Below are 24,373 nucleotides of genomic sequence, written 5' to 3'. Positions count from 1 at the left end.
ACTATATAGCAAATTGCTATCACATGCAGCAAATATAAAGTTTGACTTCACATTCCGCTTGCTTCTTTAGATGGTGTAAAGGAGACAAGCAGCATGCCAATCATTCCTCTGTTGTTTTTATTCGCAGCCATCATGTCAGGCGCGGGCATTGCCTATTTCGTGGGAAGTGCATCGGTCATTGCTTTCGTAACGGAAGATCACGCGCGCTTTCTCGCCGCGTTGCCACAGCGTGTGATGGGGCAGCTCAATGTCTTCGCTTTTCTAGCGATGCCACTGTTCATTCTGACAGGTGAATTGATGAACAGAGGTGGCGTAACCGAAGCCCTGATCAAATTTTCAATGTCGATTATGGGGCGCTTCAAGGGCGGTCTAGGACATGTAAATATCATGACATCCGTGTTCTTTGCTGGAGTCTCTGGTTCTGCGACGGCAGATGCCGCAGCTTTAGGCAACACTCTGGTCCCGGAAATGGAAAAGCAGGGGTATGATAAGGATTATGCCGCCGCGGTCACTGCGGCCTCATCAATCATTGGCCCGATCATTCCCCCATCTGTGATTCTCATTTTTTATGGCGCACTGATGAATACTTCGGTTGTTGCTCTGTTTGCAGGCGGCATCGTTCCGGGGGTGCTGCTTGCTGCCGTTCTTATGGTCATCAACGCCATTCTCGCCCATCGTTACGACCATCCGGGTGGACGAGGAGCTGAAATTCCGCGCTTCTTTCCTGCGCTGTTAGACGCACTTCCCGCACTGTCTTTGCCGGTAATTATCATGAGTGGGATTCTGATGGGTTTTATGACGCCGGCTGAAGCTGCCGGTCTGGCATCAGTAACGGCCATTCTCGTTGGCTGGTATTATGGTCGCCTAAAACCCCATGATATTCTCATCGCTCTTGAACGTACCGCTGTGCTGACCGGTGCTGTCTTCATTATTCTGGTTGCTATCGCCACCTTTGGGTATCTCATGTCCATTGAGCGACTGCCTCAGGCGTTGGTCGCTCTCATCAAGGAGATGGACCTCAGCAAGACCCAATATCTGCTCATGCTCAACGTGATCTTTCTTTTTGCCGGTATGTTGATGGATGTGAAGGCTGCGCTCGCTCTTTTGGGCCCCTTGCTCATTCCACCAGCGATCCTGCTCGGCGTTGATCCTACCCACATGGGCATCCTGATCGGCTTCAATCTCACCGTGGGACTTTTAACACCACCATTGGGCGGAGTGCTGCTTATTCTCGCAACGGTTCTGAAGATGGACTATTGGCGTCTTGTACGAGGCGTCTTCCCATTCCTGGTCGCAGAACTGATTTTGCTTGGAGCACTGATCTTTATACCAGAGCTGACCCTCGCGCTCCCGCGTTACCTTGGGTTGCTGACCTAATTTCCCAGAAAAATCCAAACAAAAAACCTGTCCAGACTAAGGAACCAATCCATGAAATTCAAAACACTTTTGGCCTCTGTTGCCCTGTCAGTCTTCCTTGCCGGTCCATCACTTGCTATGGATCCGATCAATATAGCTTTTGCAGGCCCTGAAGACGCCAGCGTCGACGGCGAATATGTCTTTGCCAAGACTTTCAAGGATACGATCGCAGAACACGGCGTGGACGTAACAATCCATCCAAACGGAACTCTTGGTAAGGAAGACGAGCGCCTCGACCAGACAAGCCAGGGCCTCATTGAAATCGATCTGGGTAGCCCGGCAGTGCTGTTCAAGATGTCAAAGAGCGCCCCTTCGCTTTATCTGCCTTTCCTATTCCAGAGTGAAAAGCAATGGGATGATGTCATTGCAAAATCGAGCATTCTTGAATCAATCAATGAAGATGCTGCCAAATATGGCGTTCGCGTCCCGGGCTTCAATATGCGCGGCGGTCTTGTTGGCATCTTCACGACTGACATTCCGGCCACCAAGATGTCTGACCTGAAAGGCGTGCGTCTGCGTGCCCAGAACGGCGATCAGATCAAGTTTTTTGAAAGCTGGGGAGCCAAAGGCACAATTGTGAGCTTTGCAGAAGTGCCAAACGCCCTTCAGACCGGAGTAGCACAAGGTTATTTCAACCCACCCTCTTCCGCGATCAAGGCGCGTCATACGGACATGCTAAAGCAGTTCACTCCGCTTGATGCTATGCCGGTTGCTCGTGTAATCCTGATGTCAAAAGATTGGTATGATGCATTGACCGACGAAGAACGCGGCTGGGTAGATGAGGCGTATGATAAAGCCCTTGCTGCCAACCGCGCATGGTCGGCCGAATATGGAGCCGCTGCAATCAATCAGCTGGCGGATCTTGGCGTAAGCGTCAATCCGTTGGAACCAGGCGAACGCGAGAAGTTCGTGGAGGCCGCAACAGCGATCTGGACAGAAGTTGGTGACAAAGACGTCATCGAAAAGATCCAGACAGCCCTCAAATAAAATATGATGAACAGGTAGCCTAACTCGGAAAGGGTAAAACCATGCTAGTGTCACTCTCTAAAAGATTGAATGGCATCAGTCTGCGTATAAACCGCATAACGATGGCCTTCGCTTGCCTGTTCCTTGTCCTCATGGTTGCAATGATCTGCTTGCAGGTCATTGCACGCTATGGCTTTGCCTCTCCGCCAGCATGGACAGAAGAAATGGCACGCTATGCAATGGTGTGGGTGGGACTGCTTGGTGCCAGTGCTTCGTTTCATGAGAATTTTGACCCGTCTTTGTCCAAAATTCCCGAGACATTTCCTCGCTGGCTACGGCTTGCAACTGCACTTGTCCGTGCAATCGCGGTTCTTGTCTTTCTGACACCCATTCTCTGGTACTGCTTTTTCGGACCCGGAGCCAATTTCACGCGTGGCTTTCTTTCGCGTAACACAACGATGGTGGCAGAAACTATTCCGATGCCTTTGATTTTCGTGGCTATCAGTGTGCCCATCTTCATAGTGGTCACCCTGTTTCACGGCTTGGCACGCACCTTCTCCACGCTCGCAGAGCTTCCAATACGAACTGATCTGAATGACAAAAGCACTCCCCATGAAACAGATTGAAGCAACGACTCTTGCTGCCGACAAAGATTTCCTTTCTCGCATTACGTCCATTCGTCAACAGATTCACAGCCACCCTGAAACTGCCTTCGAGGAAGTCAAAACTTCCGATCTGGTCGCTGAATTTCTTGAGAATCTCGGCCTTCAGATTCATCGCGGTCTTGCCAAAACTGGTGTTGTAGGCACCCTTAAGGGGCGTCTTGCTGGTGAACGGACGATCGGCTTGCGCGCTGATATGGACGCGTTGTTTATCACTGAAGAAACCGACAAAAGCTACAGCTCAAACGTTCCTGGCAAGATGCATGCGTGCGGACATGATGGTCACACGGCAATGCTTCTGGGAGCAGCCGAGAAGCTTGCGCAAAATCCGGATTTCGCAGGAACTGTGCATTTCATCTTCCAGCCCGGAGAAGAAGGCGTCGGCGGCGGTCGCGTGATGATCGAGGAAGGCCTGTTCGACCTGTTCCCATGTGATGCAGTCTACGGGATGCACAATATGCCCAAGACCAAGTCTGGTGAATTTTTCATCCGCTCTGGTCCGATGATGTCAGCCGGTGACACTTGGGAATTGCATTTGCGCGGCACGGGTGGACATGGTGCCATGCCACACAAAGGTACCGATCCGACCATGGCACTGGGAACCTTTTTGACTTCTCTCTCGACAATTGCAGCCCGAAATGTCGAAAGCTTTGATTCTGCTGTCATCAGTGTCGGACACATCAGTGCAGGCGATGCCATGAGTCCGAACATTATTCCCGCCGATGTATTTGTTCGCGGAACGGCTCGTACCTTCAAACCTGAAACCCGCGATCTGGTTGAGTTGCGCATTGGCGAATTGGCGCAGAGTGCGGCTCAAATGCAGAATTGCGCTGCGGACTATAATTTCATCCGTCGTTATCCCTCTCTGGTCAATCACAAGGCGGAAACGATCAAGGCGGTTGCAGCTGCCACGGCCTCTGTGGGAGCTGACAGCGTAAACCCCGAGGCCGAGCGCGTAGGAGCGAGCGAGGATTTCGCCTTCATGCTTGAGAAATGCGCAGGCGCTTATATTTGTCTGGGCAACGGCGAAGAATCCGCCTTTGTTCATACGCCCAAATTCGATTTCAATGATGAAATCATTCCGTTTGGTGTTTCCTATTGGCTGAACCTCGTGCAAGTGGAGTTGGGCTGAGATGTCAACGGATCAAAGTGAATTGAATGGGATCGTTGCCCTCTCTGTTTGGGCTGCAGGGATTGAGGCAATCGACGACTCCGCTCTTATGGAACGGGCGTCTGACGCTATGGCTGACACGTTGGCTTGCGCTTTGGCCGGGCGTGAAGATGAAGCAACCCGCGCGGTCGCAAAAGCTGCCGAGCTTTCTCATGGTGCAGGACATGCAGCCCTTTGGGGCATGGGGCGTTCGCTCAGCATGGCAGGCGCCGCGCTCGTCAATGGAACTGCGGCGCATGCTCTTGATTTTGATGATAATTTTGCACCCTCTATGGCGCATGCCAGCGCGGTACTGGTTCCTTCCCTTCTGGCAATGGCCTCCGGTCTTGAGCCTGTTGCCGGAAAGCATCTGCTTACCGCCTACATCATTGGCATCGAGCTGCAGGCACGCATCGGTCACGTCATGCATCCCGATCACTATCGAGCAGGCTGGCACGCAACGTCAACTCTGGGCACAATTGGTGCCGCTGGTGCATGTGCCTGGCTTATGGGAGCCGGATCCGAAGGCATCGCACATGCCATGAGCCTTGCCTTTTCGCAGGCGGCGGGGTCCAAACTTCAATTCGGCAGTCAGGCCAAACCAACCCATGCTGGTCTGGCCGCTCGCGCTGCTGTGACCGCAGCCATGCTTGCCAAATCCGGGCTCGGCGCAAAAGAGGCATTCGCAACGGGTCCATGGAGCTTTGCCGAGCTTTACAATGGCAATGGCAAAGACTTCGATATCGACGGTTTGGGCATGCGGTGGGCACTGTTGGATACCGGCCTGATGGTCAAACGATTTCCGTGTTGCGCGGCCTCTCATCGAGCGCTTGACGGTATTGAAACCATGATCAATGCCCATGGCTTTGGACTGGAAGATATCGCCGAAATATCAGTCGAACTGCCGGATATGCTGGCACGTAATCTACGCTATGATGCGCCCAAAACAGAAGCAGAAGCGCGCTTCAGTCTGAGCTATCCCGTTCTGCTGATGGTACAAAAAGGGTCACTCTCCCTGTTCGACTTCACGGCGGAGGCGCTGGCTTCAACGCCCCTCAGAACTCATTTTGAAAAAGTCCGGCGAGTAGCAGTGCCAATGGGGCCTGAAGGCCCTAACATGCCCAACAAAATTACGGTCACGCTTGCAGATGGCAAGATCTTGCAGCACGTTCAACACGATCTTGTCGGCAACGGCTCCAAAGCGCTTAACGCCGGTCAAAAAGAGGCAAAGCTTTCCGATTGTCTGACTTGGGCGAAGCTATCTGCTCGGCAGGCGGAAATCTCTTCAGCCTGCAGTGCGCTGGAAAGCAGCAAAAACATCCTTACCTGCCTTGCCCCTCTGGCGTGAGAGGAAAGCCACGAACGAATAAGCGAGAGACTAAGATGCTGTCAGATGAAACTCTTTTGGGGGCTCTCTCAGAGCATGGCGTTCAAAAACCTGATATGAGGCTCACCTGGGAAGCTGTCGTTACTGTCGCACCCCGCGAGAACTTGGGGACTACGCCTCTTGGGCAACGCTTCATCATTCCGATCACTGGTGGCTTGTTTCGAGGAGGGGCAGAGCATCCTGATCTCAAAGGCATCGTGTTACCGCGCGGTGCAGACCGGCAATTGTTGCGTGCCGATGGTGTCAAGCAGCTCAGTGCGACATACGAAATGCAGGTTGAAGACGGAACGGTTCTGGGGATCGAGAACGAGGTCGTGATGGACACTGAGGCGCAACCTAAACGCTATGCCGCCTCCAGAATTCATGTGCTGGCTCCAGAGGGTCGTTGGGCATGGATGAATCGCAGGCTCTTTGTCGGCACGCTCCAATCAGATCAGCCGAACAGGGGATTTGTTGTTATCCGTGGTTGGGAGATCCTCGTATAGGGTGTGCAGAAGTGGCTCGGTTCATCTGAACAGATTATATCTTTTTTATAAGTGGGTTTGGCCTGATTTCATGCTGCGCTATCCAATTGCAACCCCCATGAATGGCGGCTTTGACCGGAGGCACCACAGATCTCGCATCAGCCGGAAATGTCAGCAATCCGCCAGTTTTGCCCGAAGATCACCCTGCCACCATAAAATTTCGATACCGCAACGAAGGTCTTAAAGGTTCGCTCTGCTGATCTCGACCGGTTAAAAATATTTGCGCTTCAATCGAATGTTCGGAATGGGGAAGTAGGCTTCTGGGATGGAGCCCCGACGAACGGCAGTTTTAGGTCGTCTTTGTGATATGTGGGCGTTAGCAAATGGTTTCAGATTAGCTGATCTCGTCAGCTAAAAGGGAATATGGTGGGACTTCATATTTCTTCATGCACTGATTATTACTTTGCGATTATTTTAGAATAGGATTTCGAAGTGATATAGTGATCGCACCAACTGCTCTCAGAAAAGAATATAATTTGTACGACAGGCTCTTCTTGTGGTTGCGGAGAATTGAGTTTGCTGATTTGACAATAGCAAAAGCCTTCCAATTCTCGATGGTATTCGTTGGGCCCAGTTTTGGATATTGCTGGGCATTCAGTCCGTTTGTGATTTCCTGCAGAAAGAGCATACAGGATCTCTCGGAATGTGCAATTTGCGGAAGTTATTGCGCAATACATCCAAAATTAGAATCTGGCCAGCTAGGCTCTCTCCTATATTCAGCAATTCCTTTACGACTTCCGTTGAAAGCCAGCTTCCCAATACGCCTGCTACGCTGCCGAGAATGCCATCTTCAAAGGCATTGGAGGCTAATGGGGGTACGAGGTTTGATGTGGGAAGGTTGGGATAGATACATCGATAGCATGCGCTGCCAAGATAGGGCTTGAAGGTATAAATTTGACCAGAGAATCCTGAAACGGCGGCAGTGAGCATCGGCTTTTTCTGGTGCATGCAGGCGGCATTAACGATGGTTCGCGCTTCGAAATTGTCGCAAGCGACAACAACCAGATCATATTGATGTGCCAATGGGTGGACGTTCTGTTCTGTCAGTCGTTCATTGTAAGGCGTGACATGGATGCCCGGGTTCAGCGATGACAGTGTTTCCAGAGCGCTGGTCACCTTAGGCCTGTCGAGGTCTTCCGTTGCGTGCAAGATTTGTCTTTGCAGATTGGACAGGCTGACCAAATCATCATCGATAACACCCAGATGTCCAATCCCAGCAGCAGCGAGATACAAGAGGAGAGGTGACCCTAGACCGCCGGCTCCAACAACGAGCACGCGAGAGGCCAAGAGTGCTTCCTGTCCTGCTGTTCCGATCTCTGGGAGCAGGATATTTCTATTGTAGCGCTGTGTTTCAAGCCCATTCATGGTCTTTTCCCGGATAGTTCTGAAGCCGCAAGTCAACATCTAGGATGATTTCCATGCGCTGATCTGAATTGAAGGGTTGATGGGTCGCTATTCCTTCCTTACGGGGCAAAGCCTTGAGCAAGTCATAGGCAGAGCCCCTGTCGACGAGCAGTTGCATGACGTCATTGTCGAAAATCAGTTGCATCGGGGATGTCGAACGTCCTGTCAGGACACTGACCGTCAAACCTCGCCCATTCGGAAAGTGGATGCACTGGTTTAGGGATGCGCCCAGACAAAGGCGTGTCAGCTCGCTCTTGTCGATCCTGAAATGGACCTGCTGGCCATCAATGCGCAGCTTCACGGGCTCCTCCCTTGGTGGTTGAGTCGCAATCGTCTTTCCCACTATGTGCATTGGCACTGATCGCATTGCCTTGAACCCAGTCACTGTCACCATCGGCATAATGCTCCAGTTTCCAGACTGGAGAGCGATGCTTGATCTGGTCAATGACATAGCGGCAGGCTTCAAAGGCGGCATCGCGATGGGGAGAACCTACTGCGATAACGATGCTGGTCCCGCAGACATCCACACGGCCTTTGGCATGGGCCACATAAAGGCAAAGGTCCGTTCCCCAATGCGACTGGGCTTCCTTGCAAATTTCGAGGAAGGATTGTTTGGCCAGCGGGTCGAAGACGTCATAACTGATACCAAGAACCTCTTTTCCTTTGTTGGTCTCGCGTACGGAACCGACGAACAGGCTTTCGGCTCCATTCGGGGCGCGGGCTACAAAGGTGAGAGCTTGCAAAGCATCGGGCGGTTGCTGGTCTATGGAGCAGATATCTACGAGAATGTTGTTCATTTCTAACCTCCGGATACAGGGGGAATGACGGCTAGCTGCATACCCTCTTCAAGTAGGGTCGAGGAGGCCAGAAGCGTGGTTTCCGTTGCGAAGCGACTATTGTCTATCAATATTGGATTGTCGAAGGAGGGATCGATTTCTTTCAGCTTTTTGAGGAACAAGCCGTGTAAGTCAGCAACGGTTGCTCCATGGGAAACGGAAATTAAAAGCGCCTCACCGAAGGGGCGAAAGGCACCGAAGCATTGGATGGTAATGTTCATAGATTGTGTCCTCATGCGTAAAGGGGGCGCAGCATCCATCTGTCTGGCATGAGCGGATAGATGGCGACTGTTTCTCCAGGAGCAATCTCGCTTCTGTCTTCGTCAAAGACTGCCCAGCAGTTGGCCTGAAGCATCGGTTTGATTCTGAAAGATTCCTGACCATCGAATACTTCCACTTGCAAGGATTGGTCCTCGGATACAGAAGCGTGGGCTTTGCAAAAGAAACGCAGACCCTGAACTTTGCGCGTCTGCGTCAGGAGTCTGGCCATCAAGGGCTTTTCTTCGGGCAAAGCCTGCAAGTGACGAAAGAGCGGCAGGGCGAAGAATCGCGACCCGACGGCGGTGGAAACCGGATTACCCGGAAGGCCGAGATAATGAATGCCGTTGGCAAAGCGCGCGTAGAGTACTGGTTTGCCGGGGCGATTGGTGACCTTATGAAAAACGATCTCGGCTCCAAGGGTACGCAAAATGTCGGGGATGAAATCAAATTTGCCAGCAGAAACTGCTCCGGTGGAAATGACTACATCCGCAGCACCTTCTGCCAATATGTCTTCCAAACGGGCGCGGAAGAGCTTGTCATCGTCAGGAACTAGCCCGCCATAGTTGGCGCCATATCCGAGCGCTTCGAGCATTGTCATCAGATAAGGGCCGCTTGCATCGCGGATCTGTCCCGGCTTCAGTGGTATGTCCGTATTCTGAACCAGCTCCTTGCCTGTATTGAGAAGGGTGATGGAAGGTTTACGATGGACTGTCACATTTTTTTGCCCTACGGCAGCAAGCGCCATGATCTGAGCAGGACTGATGATGTCGCCAGAAGAGACAACGACATCGCCCAAATTGAAATCCTGGCCAGCAAGGCGGACATTCTCGCCCTTGCCAATTGGTGCGGTGAACCGCACCCGGTCTCCGACACATTCCACATCCTCGATCTTGACGACGGCATCATACCCTTGCGGTAGAGCTGCGCCGGTCATGATCTCCCATGTGCCCCCTTTGGCGTTTGCCGGGCTTTCTCCTGCTGCTGTCGATCCGACAATTGGCAGAATGACAGGAGTATTTGGGGTTGCTGTGGCCAATTCCTCGGAGCGGATGGCGAAACCGTCCATACTGGAATTTGTGAAAGGCGGAACGCTCTGGGGACTGGTAATGCGCTCAGCAGTAACAAAGCCACATGCTTGCTGAATGGGCAGGCTTGTGGTGGGGAGCGGGGCGCAATGCAAAAGCCGCTTGAGGGCTTCGCTATAGGAAATCATTTGCTTTCCTCCATAATATTATGACCGTACTCATGAGAGTGATCATGGGTATGGGCTGGCTTTTTATTGTCAATCAGATCAAGCGCGTGGGGCAGAAGAGGGGAGAGCGCCTTCATGCCGTCATTTACGCCGCCAAGGCTGCCGGGCAGGGCTATGATCAATGTTTTTTCAAGGATTACGGCCGTCGATCGACTGAGCCAAGAGGTTGGGACATGGACCGCCGCGCTGCTGCGCAAGAGCTCGCCAAGACCGGGGACCGCAATGCCGCCAATCCTTGATATGACTTGCGGGGTAACATCTCTCGGTGCGACGCCGGTGCCGCCTGTTGTCATGATGAGATGGACCGTTCCGACCAAGGCCTTGATTGCCTTTTCAAGCAGGTCTGCGTCATCAGGCAAGATGCTGCGGGATGATACCTGGCATCCGGCCTGTTCCAGTCGGGATGCAAGGGCTGGGCCGGAATAGTCTTCATAGCTTCCCGCATAGGCCCTGTCGCTCAGGGTTATGACTGCGGCTGTTCGGCCCTCAAGCGGTAGGGACCCTTCCTTCGGTATTAGCGACTGAAGCGCCGGGGGCACACCATCGGGGTGTATCCAAACGCCGCGCTTGCCGCCTTCTTTCATGACAAGGCGGGCTTGGGTGATCGTAAGAGCCGGGTTAACGGGTTTTGTCAAGTCATAGATTGTCAGCAATGCCGCATTGACGGCTGCCATGGCTTCCATTTCAACGCCGGTCTTGGCTGTGGTTGCTACGCTGGCATAGACGATAATGCTTTGACTCTCTTTATCCAATTCGGGAAGCACGGCAACATGATCCAGAAGGAGTGGGTGGCACATAGGGATTTGTTGCCAAGCCAGCTTCGCCCCTTGCACGCCAGCAATCTCTGCCAGTTTCAAGGCATCGCCCTTGGGCAATGTCCGATCCTTGATGCGGGCGAAGCCGACGGACCCCACAAAAATGCGCCCTGTGGCTATCGCGCGTCGGAAGCTGGGGGCTTTTCTGGTGATATCCGCCATATGGAACTGGCTTTGTTCGAATAGAGAGGCGACTGTTTCGTTCATTGTGGTATGTCCTGCGGAGCTGGGTTGCGTGGCTGGCGATTGGGATTATTTCTCGGTCAGGGAAACTGGCATGGACAGGCCTAGCCCCCCGTGACTGACATCTGGCGCTCTAGCACGGGATAATTCCGGTCTTTTTTGATGTTGAAATCGTGTCCCTCGGGCTTATTGGCGATGGCTTTGCGGATAGTCTTGATAATGGGGGCATCGTCTTGGGATGTGCGTAGGGGCGTGCGCAGGTTGGTGGCATTATTGCGGCCGAGGCATGTATAGAGAATGCCTGTGCAACTCAGGCGTACCCGGTTGCAGCTGTCGCAGAAATTATGTGTCATGGGGGCGATGAAACCGACCCGCCCACCGGTTTCTCCCACGGTAAAGTAGCTGGCCGGTCCGCTAGAGCGGTGATCGGTTTTTATCAGCGACCATCTGTCCGTGAGCTGTTCCTGTACTTCGCTGAGAGGCAGATAGACATCTGGCCGTTCCAAGAGCAGCCCCCCCATGGGCATGGTCTCAATGATTGTAAGATCCATTTCTCGCTCGTGGCAAAAGCGGATGAGGTCATCAAATTCATCATCATTGACACCTTTGAGGGCTACGGTGTTGACCTTGAGTTTTATCCCGGCTTTCAAAGCAGTTTCGATGCCATCGAGCACTTGTGCAAAGCGGGGCTTGCCTGTGATCCGCGTGAAGCGCTCAGCCCTCAAGGTATCAAGCGATATGTTGATGCGCATTACTCCAAGGTTGGCCAATGCCGTGGCCATCTTGGCAAGTTGGGAGCCATTGGTTGTTAGTGTTATTTCTCTAAGGCGTCCGCTTTCGAGATGACGTGAGAGGTCGCTGATGAGCGTCAGGATGCCTCTGCGTACAAGAGGTTCTCCGCCGGTTAATCTCAGCTTTCTGACACCTTGATCGATAAACAGGCTGCAGAGTCTGTCCAACTCTTCAAGGCTGAGTACATCTGGTTTGGGCAGAAAGGTGACTTTGTCTCCGATGCAGTAAAAGCAGCGGAAATCGCATCGATCCGTTACAGAAAGGCGGAGATAATCGATCGTGCGTCCGAAGGAATCGTTCAGATCACGAGAGCGGGGTGGTTTCTTTGTCGACTTCATTTCGATGCCTCCCAACACCGTTTTGTCTTTAAAGTTGACACCTGAGGGCCTGGCGCCTGCCGGTTTGCATTAATGAAGCTCGATTTCCTTTGCTTTCTCCTCCACTTCAATATGCTTGACGGTAAATTCGCGGCCAGACAGGCATTTCGTATCAAACGACCCACACTGAGGGCAGGGTTCAGGTATGACCGGTGACGTGGGATGGTAGCTGTTGCCACAAAGCTGGCATTGCAACTTCAGCCTTATCCATTCAATTGTCAGCTTCGAGCCATCTGCAATCGTGTCGTTCGCAACCGCATCAAAGCAAAACCGGAATGTATCCTCCTCGATGGCTACGGCGGTTCCCATTTCCACAGTAACGCCAATAACTTTGGAGGCGTTATAAGAATTCGCTATCCGTTCTGTAAGTTGAATGAGGCTTTGGCAGAGAGATAGCTCGTGCATAAAATAGTCCTTTAGTTTATCAAAGCATACTTTGATTCATTTTGAATGTTGGTTGAAGATAGTTGCGTTTTAGACTGAAAGTCAAAGCGTATTCAATGATATACAGATGCGGTGAAGAACAGTAAAAAGTAGTTTTTTATTGAATATATGTTTGGCGCCCGTAGCTTAAAAACTGACTGTCGGGTACCTTACAAAATATTTTTTTTGCTTTGTCGTCCGTGTGACAGACCGCTTGGTTTGGCACGCGCACATTGGTCTCCAAAAGGGGAACCGGTATGGCTGCTGACCCGCGCCGAAAAGCCGGTCTCCTGAGTGGAGGACCAAAATAATGACGACCCTGGACCCGATGAGTCTGGCCTGGATGGGGGCCATTTTTCTATTGTGCGGCGAGATAGGGGCTCTGCTGAGCCTTAAGAATCCTGTCCGTGTTTTCATCGTCTCGACAATCGCAGAAATCGGTTATGTTCTGATCGGATTCGGTATCGGTGGTTCTGCCGGTGAGACCGGAGCCTATATGCATATTACCTATCAACTCGTCATGCGTGGGCTGGTATTGGTGAGTGGCTGGTACCTTATCCGCCGGACGGCTTCGATCTGGCTGAGAGATCTGGCAGGCAGTGGTCGACGGATGCCTTTCGCTGCTACCCTGTTTGGTTTTGGCATGTTCTCAGTCATGGGGTTGTCGCCGTTCAAGGGATCCTTTTCCAAATTTCTCATTCTTTATGCGGCGATCGAGCAGGGGCAGTGGGCCATTGCGGCAGTTGGAACTCTCGCTTCGATCATTGCTGCGGTTTATTATCTGATCCTCATTCAAAAAATCTGTTTTGAGAAATCAGGACACCGCATCCTGCTACGTCCAGCGCCCTCGCTGGCGATGCCTTTGGCAAGCCTGCTGAGCGTTGCTGCTGCGCTGATCAGCGTCTTTCCTGCCCCGGTTGAACATTGGGCAGCCAGCCTTGCTGGCTATGCAGGTCTGGAGGGACTACCGGAGTTTGAATCACCTTGGGCGTTGCTTGTGCTGGTACCCTATATCGGTGGTTTCGTAATTTTCCTGCTGGGGCGTGTTTCCGCCCGATTGCGCGATTTGTCCGCCGTGGCACTTGCGATTGCCAGCGTGGCCATGGTTGCTCTGGATGTAACGCTTGATCCGACCTCAAAATTGTTTGCACTGCTGTTTGCCGGAATCATCGCAATCATGGTTATCTATTCGATTGGCTATCTGGCAAAGCAGGAATGGGTCAACCGTTACTACTTCTTCACCTTCTTGATGCTCGGGTCGATGTTGGGGCTAACCACGGCGCATGAGTTCGGCAACTTCTATGTCTATTGGGAACTGATGACCTGGACGTCCTACTTCCTCGTCATTCACGAACAAACGCAGAAGGCGTTGAAAGCCGGTTTGGTCTATTTTGTGATGTGTGCCGGTGGTGCTTATCTCATGCATTACGGTATGCTGGTTGCCCACGCAGAAATAGGTTCATTTGAATTCAGCGCTCTAGCTGAAGGCTTCGCTGGTGTTGCCCCTGTCGCCGCTCTGGTCATTACGGGTGCAGTTTTCCTCGGCTTTGCGGTGAAAGCCGGTATGGTTCCTTTCCATGCCTGGTTGCCCCTGGCGCATCCTCAAGCCCCTTCATCGGTCTCCGGTCCATTGTCGGGCATCCTGACCAAGGCCGGTCTGTTCGGAATTGTCAAAATCCTGTTCGGTGTGTTTGGTGTATCAAGCATTGCTCGCGCTGCAGGCAATGGAATCGATCTGCAAACCGTGCTCATTGTGCTTGGTTGCTTCACTTTGCTCTATGGTGAGATCCGCGCTTTGTTCGAGAAAGAACTCAAGCGGATGCTTGCCTTTTCGACATTGGCGCAGGTGGGGGAAATCACGGCAATTTTGGGAATCGGCACAGCGCTGGCAACGGACGCCGCTCTGCTCCATGTCCTCAATCATGCGGTCATGAAAACCCTTCTCTTCTATTCGGCGGGCGCTTTCATGATGCGCACCGGACTACGCCAGATCAGTGATTTGGCAGGGCTGGGCAAGAAGATGCCGATCACCGCCGGAGTTTATGCGCTTGGTAGCGTTGCCCTCATGGGGCTGCCGCCTTTCTCCGGTTTCATATCGAAATTCCTAATGATCTACGCTGCGGCGGAAGCCGGACAGTATGCGGTTGCTGTGATCCTTCTCTTAGGTGGTATCATCGGCGTAGTTTACTATACCCGTGTCATCAGCGTTCTGTTTTATCATCCTGCATCCGCAGCGATCTGCGAGGTTAAAGAAGCGCCTGCCACCATGTTGTTGGCCATGGGGCTTTTGGCTGCTGCCATCCTCTTTGGCGGTCTGATGCCGACCTATCAGCTCAATCTGATTATGCCGATTGGCAATCAACTGGCGGCGAATGCTGGTCTCGTTCCGGCCATGGTGCCTGATCTGGTCATGCAATGGCCGCTTTCGGCAGGGTTGGTCATGATTGGTGCCATTCTGGTGCTGTTCACCGGGCGTTTCTCGGTGGTATGGGCTGGTCGTCTGGCAGTCGTCACGCTGCTGCTGGCCATTGCCGCCATCCAATATGAGGCGGATCGTTATGACCTGCTTTCTTTCTACTTTGCGCTTCTTATCGCAGGGGTCGGGGCACTTAACATGCTCCATACCACAGTCTATCTCGCTCACAGTCATGCCCAGCCGCGCTTCTATGCCGCCTTTCTGGTGATGATCGCTGGTTTGTTGGGCATGACCGCAGCTGCTGATCTATTTAATTTCTTCGCTTTCTGGGAGTTGATGAGTGCCTGGGCTCTTTGGGTCGCAATCGTCCATGAGGAAACGGCAGTCGCTCGTAGAGAAGGGTTCAAATACTTCCTGTTCAACACCATCGGCGCGTCCCTCCTGTTCCTTGGCGTCACGATGGTCGCTGCCCAAAGCGGCACTTTCCTCCTGGCCGCTTTGGGTAACGCGCTTGCTGCCCTGCCGGTCGCCACGATTGCGCCAGCTATCGTGTTGGTCTTCCTCGGCATGGTTATGAAAGCAGCTCAGTTGCCGGTGCGCATTGACTGTCAGATGCATCCGGCCGCAGCGCCCACCCCTGTATCAGGCTACATTTCGGCGGTTCTGCTGAAAAGCGGTCCGTGGGGTGTGCTGAAGCTGTTTGTCGCTTTCGGAGGTGTAGCCGTCTTTGCCAAACTCGGTGGAACGGTCGCCGGGCAGCCGGTCCTGCTTTATGCCATCTCGATCATTGCAGGCATCACCATTGTCTATGCGGGTGTGATGGCGGTTATCCAGAACAGTATCAAGATGGTGCTGATCTATTCCACCGTCTCTCAGCTTGGCTATGTGCTACTGGCGCTTTCCCTTGGTACAACGCTCGGAGTTGCTGGCGGGTTGCTGCATTTCGTCAATCACATGCTGCTCAAGGATACACTGTTCCTTGTCGCTGGTGCGATTATGGTGCGCAGTCACGCCACCATGCTGGATGAGCTGGGTGGGCTTGGCCGCAAGATGCCCATGACCTTCGGTATGTTCCTCTTTGCCGGTTTGTCTCTTGCCGGGGTGCCGCCTCTTAATGGCTTCAGCTCGAAATGGATGATCTTTGAAGCATCCTTCCAGTCTGGCCATTGGCTGCTTGGTGTCATGGCAATGATCGGCAGTCTGTTCACACTGGCTGCTGTGCTCAAATTCGCCCATGCCGCCTTCATGGGAACACCGAACCCGCGGGCTGAAGACGCTGAGGAAGCTCCCGTTGCCATGCTTGTTCCAATGGGTGTTCTGACCCTTGGTAGTCTGGCTCTCGGTCTCTTTCCCGGCCTCGCTCTGGTGCCGATTGCCGCGATCATGGACGACCTTGGCATGACCCCGATTGCCGCCACGTTGACGGGTCCTCTGCCGGGAACGGATGGCTGGAGCCCTGTGCTGCTTTCCATCTTGGTTCTGGTCTTTGGCCTCATTCTGCTGCCTTGGTTGCGGCTTGGGCGCAAGAGTGGCGTGGTCCGCTCCAACGCCCATGTCTGCGGCGTTGGCGATCTGTCGGGTGGTCAGACGCGCCTTGGTGCCAACAGCCTCTTTGAAACTCCGGACAACGCCATCCATGGGCTGATGCCCAAGGGCCTTGGCTCAGAACCTCAAGCGTAAGGAAGGGAACAACCATGTCTACGCAACTCGGTATTCTTCTTGCGGTATTCCTGTTCCCCGGCGGCCTGTTCGCTCTGGTATTGGGATTGTCGCTCAAGGGCCTCGATCGGCGTGTCGCAGCCCGGCTTCAGGGGCGGATTGGGCCGCCTCTCGCACAACCCTTTTTTGATCTGGTCAAGCTCAGCTTCAAACGGACGATGGTGCCTGCCACAGCAAGCCAGCCAGTTTTTCTGGGAGCTCCGCTCGCCGGTGTCGTCTCCATGCTGGTAGCAGTGGCTCTGGTGCCGGTTTCCGGGCTCTATAGTCCTGATCCGATGCTGGGCAACCTGATCGTGCTGCTCTACCTGCTGATGGTTCCTGCCATCGTGCTGATGATTGCAGGGTCGGCTTCAACTTCTCCCTACGGGGCGCTTGGCTTCTCGCGAGAGATGACGCTGATGCTCGCCTATGAGGCTCCGATTGTGCTGGCGGTGTTGGCCGTTGCCCTGCGCACGGGCATGGGACAGGGCGGTGTCATCACCTTCTCGCTTGTCGACATCATTGCCTATCAGCGCAGCCATGGCATGTTCCTGCTTGACCCGGTGATGTGGCCAGCGCTTGCAGCCTTTGCCCTGTTTTTTCCGGCTAACCTGGGGATCATCCCCTTCGACATCCCCGAAGCTGAAACTGAAGTACTCGAAGGGCCGCTGCTTGAATATTCGGGGCCGGCGCTGGGGCTGTTCAAGGTCATGTCTGCGCTTAAAGCGGTGGTCGTTCTCAGCCTCGGCATCGCTCTCTTCATGCCGCTGCCCTTCGACGGCATCTGGGGCCTTATTGGCTGGCTGGTGCAACTGGCCGTGCTTATGGAAATCGGCGTCACCATCGTGCGTCTGTCCATGGGGCGCATGCGGATTGATCAGGCGTTCAGTTTCTTCCTGAAATGGCCTCTGCTGCTTGCTGTCGCGAGTGTTGTCACCGTCATGGTCGTGGCCTGAGAGTAGGAGATAGACGAGATGAATATGATCCCAGACTTCAAGTCGATTGCAACAAAGTCCCCATGGATCTATCGGATCAATGCTGGCTCCTGCAACGGCTGTGATGTGGAGATGGCCACGACGGCTCTTATTCCGCGTTACGATATCGAACGGCTCGGATGCCAATATTGCGGCTCTCCACGCCATGCTGACATCGTGCTGATTTCCGGACCGCTGACAACCAAGGTGATGGACGCCGCAATGGTGGTTTTCAACGAGATCCCTGATCCCAAGGTCACGGTGGCGGTTGGCGTGTGCCCAATCTCTGGAGGCATCTTCCGCGAGAGCTATTCTGTGAAAGCTCCAATCGACCAGTATTTCCCCGTCGACGTCAATGTTCCCGGCTGCCCGCCACGCCCTCAAGCCATCATTGAAGGTGTTGCCAAGGCAATCGAGATATGGCGTGAGCGGATGTGAGGAGGGTTAGAGATATGAATTTTCTGCAATTATTTGCGCATAATCTGGCAAAGGGGCCCTTCACAGACCCGTTCCCCTTTGAGCCTGCGCCAACTGCCAACCGCTTCCGTGGCAAGATCGAGTTTGATGCTGAAACCTGTGAAGGTTGCCGCAAATGCGAAAAGGTCTGCCCGGCAGGCGCCATTCGCTTCACCAAGACCGCCAATGGTCTGGAATTCGATTGCTGGCATGACAGCTGCGTATTCTGTGGCAACTGCGAGTTTCACTGCCCGACGAATGCCATTCACCAAACACAGGACTGGCATCTGGCTCATGTCCAGCAAGACAAATTCAGCATGGTCGAACATGGAGTCATTCCAAGTCACGAATGCCCAAGCTGTGGCAAGCCAGCTCTTTATACCGCCGCTCCGGCTAACAAGATCAAAGGCTTCAGCGAAGCAGAAGTCGCCGAGTTCCGTTCGCTCTGTCCGAAATGCCGAGGCAAATATCTCAGAGAAAGAAAGAGCCGGTCATGACACGTTTTCCTGAAAATTTTGAAACCAGTCTGAGCGCTGCCGCGCCAAAGGGTGTGAACCTGACCACCACGACCGACGCCCATGGCGTTTCGGTGATGTGGTGCGAACTTGCCGACAGGAATGATCTCACATCCGTGGGCGAATGCCTGCGACGCTATCATGCCCGGCTGGCCATGGTTTCGGCAAACAAACCTCCTGCTCCAGAAGAAGAGGAGGACGACAATGATGACGAAGAGGATGAATCAGCTGCGGGTGAAACCAATGAGCTTGAGCAGCCCATGAGTTTTGGGGGCACGCCACAAGACGGCACCTCCTACGAGCTGGTCTATCACTTCGACGTGGGTGGAGACTATGTGAATGTCGTCGCTTTTCTCCCCGCTGGCGGTTCCATAGCCTCCCTCACGCCCTTGTTCCGCTCGGCCGATTGGCCAGAACGGGAGATTATGGAGATCTATTCCGTCACCATTACCAATCATCCCGATCCGAGACGGCTGTTCCTTGACGAAAGCATCGAAGGGGCTGTTCTCGACCGGTTGATCCCTTTCTCCCAGATGGCAAATGCGTCCACGTCCGATGAGTTATGGGCACGGGTCATGGCCGCAGCCAAGGAGGCATGAGCATGACAGAGCATACTGTTGCCAGCAGCTATAAAATCCCCGTTGGGCCCCTGCATGTGGCGCTTGAAGAACCTATGTATTTTCGTGTTTCGGTCAAGGGAGAGACGATCGAAAATGTTGAACTCAACGCTGGTCATGTACATCGCGGTGTGGAGTATCTGGCGACCAAACGTACTCTGCTGCAGAATATGATCCTGACGGAGCGTATCTGCTCGCTCTGTTCCAACAGCCACCCCGAGGCCCTCGCCATGGCGGCTGAGACCATCGGTGCGGTGGATGTGCCGGAACGGGCGCAATATCTGCGTGTTATCGCCGGTGAGGTCAAACGTGTAGCTTCCCATCTGTTCAATGTGGGCATTCTAGCTCATCTCGTCGGCTTTGAAGCCCTGTTCATGCATGCCATGCAGGTGCGCGAAGTGGCTCAGGACCTCAAGGAAGCAGTTTATGGCAATCGCATGGATCTTGGGGCTCACTGCCTCGGTGGTACCCGATGCGACATGGATGACGAGGCCATTGCCTTCATGCGGACTGCATTGGACAAGATCGAACCCGATGTCCGCGAACTGGAGAAGACTTACCGCACCAACGGTTCCATTTTGCGCAGGACCAGAGGGATTGGCATTCTCACCCACGAAGATGCGATTGCTTGCGGCGTTGTCGGTCCGGTGGCCCGGGCTAGCGACATCCAGTATGACGTGCGAACGGCTGCGCCCTATCATGTCTATGATCGTCTGCCGGTTGAGGTTCCTGTGCTGGATGGCTGTGATGTTTGGTCGCGGGCCATGATCCGCCTTCAGGAAGCCATCAATTCGATCGAGATTCTGCGGGTATGCCTCGATCATCTGCCTGATGGACCGATCAACGATGGCGGTGATCCCTATATTCCGCCTGGGCAGGCGATCGCCCGCACCGAGGCTCCTCGGGGCGAGTTGGTTTACTACCTGAAAACAAATGACGAACCGGAACCGGAGCGGCTGAAATGGCGCGTTCCGAGCTATCCCAACTGGGATGCTCTGACCTTCATGTTGAAGGAAGCCAAAGTCGCCGACATCGCAATCATCGTGAATAGCATCGACCCGTGCATTTCCTGCACGGAACGTTGAGGCATGCCCCGCTACATCTTGCAACAGCAAGGGAGGACACGGCGGGAAATAGTGATCAGGCACATTCCGGCCCAAATTTTGGTCGGGGTGTCCCCCATAGCGGCGGACCGGCAGGTCGGTTCAGCCAAAGATAACTGAGAGGAGAAAAAAATGGCTTATGCAATCGATCAGGACATCTGTGAAGCCTGTGGTGCATGCATCGATGAATGCCCGAACAAGGCCATCACCCGCAAAGGCAAGCTCTATTCCATAAACGCCAGCAAATGCAAGGAATGCGAAGGCGATTTCGATGAGCCGCAATGCGTCGAAGTCTGCCAGTCGGGTGCCGTCTATCACGTTTGATGTCTCCTGAAGACCTGCCTTCGCTGGACTGGCTGTCAAGGAGGAGAAACCGTGTGTTTTCTTTCTTCTGGTGGTTGGCTCAGAAAAACCAGTTGGAGGCAGGCCTAGAGGGAAGCATCTGGCCATTTTGAAAGGCAAAAACAATGAAGGTGTTCAAGGAATTGATCAGGGAGAATGAGGCTGGGCGTCCATGTGCCCTGGCGTCGATCGTCACTACAAACGGATCCATTCCCGCGTCGGACAAAGCAAAAATGCTTGTTTGCGCCGATCGCACGATCGTGGGAACCGTTGGGGGGGGGGCTGGCAGAAGGAAAGATCATCGAAGCGGCCATAAAGGCCATGGAGGATGGGAAGTCGGAAATGATTTCTTTCAACCTGCATGACAATCCCCTGATGGACAGCGGCATGGTTTGCGGGGGGAGCCTTGACATTTTCGTCGAACCCTTTCTGCCCGCAGTAACTCTCTACATGTTCGGAGGCGGACATGTGGGGCTGGTAACAGCCGAGCTGGCTCATCGCGTCGGCTACAAGGTTGTCGTGATCGATGACCGGGCTGAATTTGCCAATGAAAAACGGTTCCCCTTTGCCGAGCGAACGCTGGCGGGATCATGGCAAGAAAGGATGGAGGAGCTTGAGCCGAATGCAAGCTCGATCATCTTCATCGCGACGCGGGGACATATTTGCGACAAGGACGTACTGGCCTGGGCGGTCAAAACGCCAGCGAGCTACATCGGCATGATTGGCTCCAAGCGCAAGATCCGCACGATCAATAGCAAATTGCTGGAGGCCGGAATCTCAGCCGAACAGCTTAGTCGAGTTCACGCACCGGTGGGATTGGATATCGGTGCCGACAACCCCGAGGAAATCGCCGTTTCGGTGGTTGCCCAAATGATTGCTCATGTCCGGGGCGCTGAAGGATTGGTCGGACAAGCGAGGACCATAGGTGATTTGTACCTAACGACCAATTCAGGGGCCGAAGATGGGGAGGAGCTAGCGCACGCCAGTGCCTAGAACTCGGGAATCAGCAGGCGGATGGAGGCTTCCAGCCGCAGGATTAGGAGAAGAGTGATGAAGAGAATACAACTGAACGTCAACGGAGTGGACCGCTGGGTCGTTGCCGAACCACAGGCCTCTCTTGCTGATGTATTGCGCAAGCAGATGATGCTGACCGGCTGCAAGGTCTGCTGTGATGATGGGCAATGCGGTTCGTGTACCGTTATCATTGATGACAAGCCAATCCGGTCTTGTAACAAGAAAATCGGCGATGTGCGCGAAGGTGCCAGAATTACGACCATCGAAGGCGTTGGCACTCCGGGGAACCTGCATCCGATCCAGATTGCATGGATGACCCATGGTGGCGCCCAGTGTGGTATCTGCACGTCTGGCTTTATCATGTCGTCAAAGGCCTTGTTGGAAAAGAACATCAATCCGACGCGGGAAGAAGTGCGCAAATGGTTCAACCGCAACCGTAACCTTTGTCGTTGCACAGGCTACAAGCCGCTTGTTGATGCAGTCATGGATGCTGCAGCCGTCATGCGTGGCGAAAAGACCGTTGCCCAGATTATGCCGAAGCCCAAGGAAGACGGCTCCATTCTGGGGACCTCCCATATCCGCCCATCGGCAGAAGCCAAGGTAACCGGTACATGGGACTTCGGTGCGGATATTGCCCTGCGGATGCCTGAAGGTACGTTGCGTCTGGCTCTGGTCCAGGCCGAAATTCCTCATGGCTTGATCAAAGGCATCTACACTGCTGAAGCAGAAGCCATGCCGGGTGTCGAAAAGGTCATTACCTGGAAAGACGTCAAGGGGCGTAACGCCATCACAGGGCTTATCACCTTCCCCGATAACAAGGGTGACGGATGGGATCGTCCGATCCTTTGCAAGGATAAAATCTTCCAGTTCGGTGACGCTATCGCCATTGTGGCGGCTGATACCGAAGACCATGCGCGTGCAGCGGCCAAAATGGTGAAAGTCGATGTCGAGGCCCTGCCAGCCTATATGTCTGGCTTTGCTGCTTTGGCTCCGGATGCCATTGAAATCCATCCGGGCACACCAAACGCCTATTATGAGCAGGGTGTTGTCAAAGGCGAAGACACCAAACCGCTGCTGGCTAGCTCTTCCGCTCTTGTCGATATTACCACCTATTGCAGCCGCCAGCCGCATCTGCATCTGGAGCCGGATTGCGGTGAAGCCTATGTGGATGAAGATGGCGTTCTAACCATCCTGTCAAAATCCATAGGCGTGCATCTGCATCATGCCATGATCTGTCCGGGGCTTGGTCTTGAGCCGGAAAAACTGCGCCTGATCCAGAACCCGACCGGGGGTACCTTCGGATATAAATTCTCTCCCACCATGGAGGCCCTTCTGGGAGCGGCAGCTCTAGCTACCGGCAAGCCTGTATCCTTGGTGTATGACCAGTACCAGAACATCACATATACAGGTAAACGCAGCCCGGTTAACATCAATATCAAATTGGGCTGTGACGACAATGGCAAGCTAACCGCCATGGAAACCGACTGGTGGCTTGATCACGGCCCTTATTCCGAGTTTGGCGATCTGGTTACCCTGCGTCAGGCCCAGTTTACCGGGGCGGGTTATCATCTGGAGAATATCCGCGGCAAGGGACTTACCGTGGCAACGAACCATGCATGGGGCTCGGCCTTCCGTGGCTATGGGTCTCCTCAGGCCTTCCTGGCATCTGAAACCGCCATTGACATTCTGGCTGAAAAGATGGGTGAGGATCCGTTCGAGTTCCGCTATAAAAACCTCTACAGCGAAAATTCGACCACACCAACCGGTCAGAAACCCGAGGTTCTGGTTCTGCCTCAGTTGTTTGATATGCTGCGGCCGAAATATGAAGAAGCCAAGAAACGCTGCGTAGAGCTTTCTACCGATGAGGTAAAACGTGGGGTCGGTGTTGCTCTGGGTATATATGGCTGCGGTCTGGATGGTCCGGACAGCTCCAATGCCCGCGCGGAACTGACCGAGGATGGCGTCACCATCTACAATGCCTGGGAAGATCACGGACAGGGGGCTGACCTTGGTACGCTGACCATGGCGCATGAAGTCCTGCGTCCTACCGGCATTACACCAGAACAGATTTCTCTGGTGATGAATGACACCAATGGCCCGAACTCAGGTCCTGCTGGTGGTAGTCGCTCCAATGTCTTTACGGGCAACGCAACCCGTGTTGCAGCAGAAATGCTACTCAATGCAATGAGAAAAGAGGATGGTAGCTATCGCACCTATGACGAAATGGTCGCCGATGGCATTCCGCTTGTCTATGACGGCAACTGGGTGGCTGCGGCCTGTACAGACTGTTCGTCTGAAACCGGTCAGGGCGATCCTTTCCCGGTCTACATGTATGAAGTCTTCATGCCTGAGGTTGAAGTGGAGGTTGAAACCGGTGAAGTCAAGGTGGTCAAGTTCACCACCTCGGTAGATGTCGGCACAATCATCAACAAGGCAACCGTTGATGGCCAGATCTATGGTGGTCTGGCTCAGGGGATCGGGCTGGCCCTATCCGAAGATTTCGAGGATCTGGAGCTCCATACCAATCTGATGGATTGCGGTATTCCGTATCCTAAGGATATCCCGGATGATATCGAGATCTTGTATCTGGAAACGCCGCGTCCTGACGGACCATTCGGCGCTGCAGGTGTCGGGGAAGCACCTTTGACTGCTGCCCATCCGGCAATACTGAACGCCATCTACAATGCTTGTGGTGTTCGCATCTTTCGTGTTCCGGCTTTGCCGGAAATTATCCGAACGGAACTCGAAGCAAAGGCCGCAAGGGAAAAAGCCCCTAAAGAGCTGGCCTGA

The 24,373-nt window shown here is 53.7% G+C and carries 24 protein-coding genes; 16 read left to right on the top strand and 8 right to left on the bottom strand.

Annotated features, from left to right (window positions below; genetic code table 11):
- The first annotated feature begins 93 nt into the window (after positions 1-93).
- The 6 genes from ACKPCT_RS13255 to ACKPCT_RS13230 are packed head-to-tail and all read left to right on the top strand — an operon-like array spanning position 94 to position 6,066.
- On the top strand, positions 94-1,377 hold the full coding sequence (locus ACKPCT_RS13255; protein ID WP_319567128.1) for a TRAP transporter large permease: 1,284 nt from the start codon (positions 94-96) through the stop codon (positions 1,375-1,377).
- A 51-nt stretch (positions 1,378-1,428) separates the two neighbouring features.
- Positions 1,429-2,403 (top strand): TRAP transporter substrate-binding protein, encoded by a 975-nt coding sequence (locus tag ACKPCT_RS13250; RefSeq protein ID WP_319567127.1) that lies wholly within the window; start codon positions 1,429-1,431, stop codon positions 2,401-2,403.
- A gap of 41 nt (positions 2,404-2,444) precedes the next feature.
- On the top strand, positions 2,445-3,008 hold the full coding sequence (locus tag ACKPCT_RS13245) for a TRAP transporter small permease (RefSeq protein WP_210186846.1): 564 nt from the start codon (positions 2,445-2,447) through the stop codon (positions 3,006-3,008).
- A complete protein-coding gene (locus tag ACKPCT_RS13240; RefSeq protein ID WP_319567126.1) occupies positions 2,995-4,176 on the top strand; it encodes a M20 aminoacylase family protein in 1,182 nt (393 codons plus the stop codon). Before ACKPCT_RS13245 ends, ACKPCT_RS13240 begins: the two co-directional genes overlap by 14 nt.
- Position 4,177: 1 nt before the next feature.
- A complete protein-coding gene (locus tag ACKPCT_RS13235) occupies positions 4,178-5,542 on the top strand; it encodes an MmgE/PrpD family protein (protein WP_319567125.1) in 1,365 nt (454 codons plus the stop codon).
- Positions 5,543-5,577: 35 nt separating this feature from the next.
- A complete protein-coding gene (locus tag ACKPCT_RS13230; protein WP_090075372.1) occupies positions 5,578-6,066 on the top strand; it encodes a DUF3237 family protein in 489 nt (162 codons plus the stop codon).
- 633 nt (positions 6,067-6,699) lie between these two features.
- Here ACKPCT_RS13230 and ACKPCT_RS13225 read toward each other — a convergent pair.
- The 8 genes from ACKPCT_RS13225 to hypA all read right to left on the bottom strand — a co-directional run bounded on the left by ACKPCT_RS13225 (position 6,700) and on the right by hypA (position 12,430).
- Positions 6,700-7,470, bottom strand: a complete 771-nt coding sequence (locus tag ACKPCT_RS13225; protein ID WP_319567124.1) for a HesA/MoeB/ThiF family protein — start codon at positions 7,468-7,470, stop codon at positions 6,700-6,702.
- On the bottom strand, positions 7,457-7,810 hold the full coding sequence (locus ACKPCT_RS13220) for a DUF7009 family protein (protein WP_319567123.1): 354 nt from the start codon (positions 7,808-7,810) through the stop codon (positions 7,457-7,459). Before ACKPCT_RS13220 ends, ACKPCT_RS13225 begins: the two co-directional genes overlap by 14 nt.
- Positions 7,794-8,306 carry a molybdopterin synthase catalytic subunit gene (locus tag ACKPCT_RS13215; RefSeq protein WP_090075375.1) on the bottom strand — a complete coding sequence of 171 codons (513 nt, stop codon included), beginning with the start codon at positions 8,304-8,306 and terminating at the stop codon, positions 7,794-7,796. Before ACKPCT_RS13215 ends, ACKPCT_RS13220 begins: the two co-directional genes overlap by 17 nt.
- Before the next feature lie 2 nt (positions 8,307-8,308).
- Positions 8,309-8,566: a MoaD/ThiS family protein gene (locus ACKPCT_RS13210; RefSeq protein ID WP_090075376.1), complete on the bottom strand. Its 258-nt coding sequence runs from the start codon at positions 8,564-8,566 to the stop codon at positions 8,309-8,311.
- An 11-nt stretch (positions 8,567-8,577) separates the two neighbouring features.
- Positions 8,578-9,819, bottom strand: coding sequence for a molybdopterin molybdotransferase MoeA (locus ACKPCT_RS13205; RefSeq protein ID WP_319567122.1), 1,242 nt, complete (start codon positions 9,817-9,819; stop codon positions 8,578-8,580).
- On the bottom strand, positions 9,816-10,880 hold the full coding sequence (gene moaCB / locus ACKPCT_RS13200) for a bifunctional molybdenum cofactor biosynthesis protein MoaC/MoaB (protein ID WP_319567121.1): 1,065 nt from the start codon (positions 10,878-10,880) through the stop codon (positions 9,816-9,818). The genes ACKPCT_RS13205 and moaCB overlap by 4 nt, the downstream gene beginning before the upstream one ends.
- 80 nt (positions 10,881-10,960) lie before the next feature.
- Positions 10,961-11,986, bottom strand: a complete 1,026-nt coding sequence (gene moaA / locus ACKPCT_RS13195) for a GTP 3',8-cyclase MoaA (protein ID WP_090075436.1) — start codon at positions 11,984-11,986, stop codon at positions 10,961-10,963.
- Between the two features lie 69 nt (positions 11,987-12,055).
- A complete protein-coding gene (gene hypA / locus ACKPCT_RS13190; protein ID WP_090075379.1) occupies positions 12,056-12,430 on the bottom strand; it encodes a hydrogenase maturation nickel metallochaperone HypA in 375 nt (124 codons plus the stop codon).
- Positions 12,431-12,758: 328 nt separating this feature from the next.
- Here hypA and ACKPCT_RS13185 point away from each other — a divergent pair, with 328 nt between their 5' ends.
- The 10 genes from ACKPCT_RS13185 to ACKPCT_RS13140 all read left to right on the top strand — a co-directional run bounded on the left by ACKPCT_RS13185 (position 12,759) and on the right by ACKPCT_RS13140 (position 24,373).
- Positions 12,759-16,544, top strand: a complete 3,786-nt coding sequence (locus ACKPCT_RS13185) for a proton-conducting transporter transmembrane domain-containing protein (RefSeq protein ID WP_319567120.1) — start codon at positions 12,759-12,761, stop codon at positions 16,542-16,544.
- Between the two features lie 14 nt (positions 16,545-16,558).
- The gene (locus tag ACKPCT_RS13180) at positions 16,559-17,518 is read left to right on the top strand and encodes a respiratory chain complex I subunit 1 family protein (protein WP_319567119.1); all 960 of its coding nucleotides are present in this window, start codon (positions 16,559-16,561) and stop codon (positions 17,516-17,518) included.
- An 18-nt stretch (positions 17,519-17,536) separates the two neighbouring features.
- On the top strand, positions 17,537-17,974 hold the full coding sequence (locus tag ACKPCT_RS13175; protein WP_175528211.1) for an NADH-quinone oxidoreductase subunit B family protein: 438 nt from the start codon (positions 17,537-17,539) through the stop codon (positions 17,972-17,974).
- Between the two features lie 14 nt (positions 17,975-17,988).
- Positions 17,989-18,489 carry a 4Fe-4S dicluster domain-containing protein gene (locus ACKPCT_RS13170; RefSeq protein ID WP_319567118.1) on the top strand — a complete coding sequence of 167 codons (501 nt, stop codon included), beginning with the start codon at positions 17,989-17,991 and terminating at the stop codon, positions 18,487-18,489.
- A complete protein-coding gene (locus ACKPCT_RS13165) occupies positions 18,486-19,106 on the top strand; it encodes an NADH-quinone oxidoreductase subunit C (protein ID WP_319567117.1) in 621 nt (206 codons plus the stop codon). Before ACKPCT_RS13170 ends, ACKPCT_RS13165 begins: the two co-directional genes overlap by 4 nt.
- A gap of 2 nt (positions 19,107-19,108) precedes the next feature.
- The gene (locus ACKPCT_RS13160) at positions 19,109-20,209 is read left to right on the top strand and encodes a hydrogenase large subunit (protein WP_319567116.1); all 1,101 of its coding nucleotides are present in this window, start codon (positions 19,109-19,111) and stop codon (positions 20,207-20,209) included.
- 150 nt (positions 20,210-20,359) lie between these two features.
- Positions 20,360-20,551 (top strand): 4Fe-4S binding protein, encoded by a 192-nt coding sequence (locus tag ACKPCT_RS13155; RefSeq protein WP_090075386.1) that lies wholly within the window; start codon positions 20,360-20,362, stop codon positions 20,549-20,551.
- A 143-nt stretch (positions 20,552-20,694) separates the two neighbouring features.
- Positions 20,695-20,934, top strand: coding sequence for an XdhC family protein (locus tag ACKPCT_RS13150; RefSeq protein ID WP_407652411.1), 240 nt, complete (start codon positions 20,695-20,697; stop codon positions 20,932-20,934).
- A complete protein-coding gene (locus tag ACKPCT_RS13145; RefSeq protein WP_319567115.1) occupies positions 20,912-21,562 on the top strand; it encodes an XdhC family protein in 651 nt (216 codons plus the stop codon). The genes ACKPCT_RS13150 and ACKPCT_RS13145 overlap by 23 nt, the downstream gene beginning before the upstream one ends.
- A 57-nt stretch (positions 21,563-21,619) precedes the next feature.
- Positions 21,620-24,373, top strand: a complete 2,754-nt coding sequence (locus ACKPCT_RS13140; RefSeq protein WP_319567114.1) for a molybdopterin-dependent aldehyde oxidoreductase — start codon at positions 21,620-21,622, stop codon at positions 24,371-24,373.

Origin of the sequence: Cohaesibacter marisflavi, assembly GCF_963665895.2 — a bacterium.
Lineage (GTDB): Bacteria > Pseudomonadota > Alphaproteobacteria > Rhizobiales > Cohaesibacteraceae > Cohaesibacter > Cohaesibacter marisflavi.
Note: the sequence above shows the minus strand (reverse complement) of the source record. Positions and strands in the feature narration are given on the sequence as shown.

Excerpts from the sequence above, each read along its gene's own strand:
- ACKPCT_RS13255 (WP_319567128.1), top strand. The coding sequence starts at position 94 with ATGCCAATCATTCCTCTGTTGTTTTTATTCGCAGCCATCATGTCAGGC.
- ACKPCT_RS13250 (WP_319567127.1), top strand. The coding sequence starts at position 1,429 with ATGAAATTCAAAACACTTTTGGCCTCTGTTGCCCTGTCAGTCTTCCTT.
- ACKPCT_RS13245 (WP_210186846.1), top strand. The coding sequence starts at position 2,445 with ATGCTAGTGTCACTCTCTAAAAGATTGAATGGCATCAGTCTGCGTATA.
- ACKPCT_RS13240 (WP_319567126.1), top strand. The coding sequence starts at position 2,995 with ATGAAACAGATTGAAGCAACGACTCTTGCTGCCGACAAAGATTTCCTT.
- ACKPCT_RS13235 (WP_319567125.1), top strand. The coding sequence starts at position 4,178 with ATGTCAACGGATCAAAGTGAATTGAATGGGATCGTTGCCCTCTCTGTT.
- ACKPCT_RS13230 (WP_090075372.1), top strand. The coding sequence starts at position 5,578 with ATGCTGTCAGATGAAACTCTTTTGGGGGCTCTCTCAGAGCATGGCGTT.
- ACKPCT_RS13225 (WP_319567124.1), bottom strand. The coding sequence starts at position 7,470 with ATGAATGGGCTTGAAACACAGCGCTACAATAGAAATATCCTGCTCCCA.
- ACKPCT_RS13215 (WP_090075375.1), bottom strand. The coding sequence starts at position 8,306 with ATGAACAACATTCTCGTAGATATCTGCTCCATAGACCAGCAACCGCCC.
- ACKPCT_RS13210 (WP_090075376.1), bottom strand. The coding sequence starts at position 8,566 with ATGAACATTACCATCCAATGCTTCGGTGCCTTTCGCCCCTTCGGTGAG.
- ACKPCT_RS13205 (WP_319567122.1), bottom strand. The coding sequence starts at position 9,819 with ATGATTTCCTATAGCGAAGCCCTCAAGCGGCTTTTGCATTGCGCCCCG.
- moaCB (WP_319567121.1), bottom strand. The coding sequence starts at position 10,880 with ATGAACGAAACAGTCGCCTCTCTATTCGAACAAAGCCAGTTCCATATG.
- moaA (WP_090075436.1), bottom strand. The coding sequence starts at position 11,986 with ATGAAGTCGACAAAGAAACCACCCCGCTCTCGTGATCTGAACGATTCC.
- hypA (WP_090075379.1), bottom strand. The coding sequence starts at position 12,430 with ATGCACGAGCTATCTCTCTGCCAAAGCCTCATTCAACTTACAGAACGG.
- ACKPCT_RS13185 (WP_319567120.1), top strand. The coding sequence starts at position 12,759 with ATGACGACCCTGGACCCGATGAGTCTGGCCTGGATGGGGGCCATTTTT.
- ACKPCT_RS13180 (WP_319567119.1), top strand. The coding sequence starts at position 16,559 with ATGTCTACGCAACTCGGTATTCTTCTTGCGGTATTCCTGTTCCCCGGC.
- ACKPCT_RS13175 (WP_175528211.1), top strand. The coding sequence starts at position 17,537 with ATGAATATGATCCCAGACTTCAAGTCGATTGCAACAAAGTCCCCATGG.
- ACKPCT_RS13170 (WP_319567118.1), top strand. The coding sequence starts at position 17,989 with ATGAATTTTCTGCAATTATTTGCGCATAATCTGGCAAAGGGGCCCTTC.
- ACKPCT_RS13165 (WP_319567117.1), top strand. The coding sequence starts at position 18,486 with ATGACACGTTTTCCTGAAAATTTTGAAACCAGTCTGAGCGCTGCCGCG.
- ACKPCT_RS13160 (WP_319567116.1), top strand. The coding sequence starts at position 19,109 with ATGACAGAGCATACTGTTGCCAGCAGCTATAAAATCCCCGTTGGGCCC.
- ACKPCT_RS13155 (WP_090075386.1), top strand. The coding sequence starts at position 20,360 with ATGGCTTATGCAATCGATCAGGACATCTGTGAAGCCTGTGGTGCATGC.
- ACKPCT_RS13150 (WP_407652411.1), top strand. The coding sequence starts at position 20,695 with ATGAAGGTGTTCAAGGAATTGATCAGGGAGAATGAGGCTGGGCGTCCA.
- ACKPCT_RS13145 (WP_319567115.1), top strand. The coding sequence starts at position 20,912 with ATGATTTCTTTCAACCTGCATGACAATCCCCTGATGGACAGCGGCATG.
- ACKPCT_RS13140 (WP_319567114.1), top strand. The coding sequence starts at position 21,620 with ATGAAGAGAATACAACTGAACGTCAACGGAGTGGACCGCTGGGTCGTT.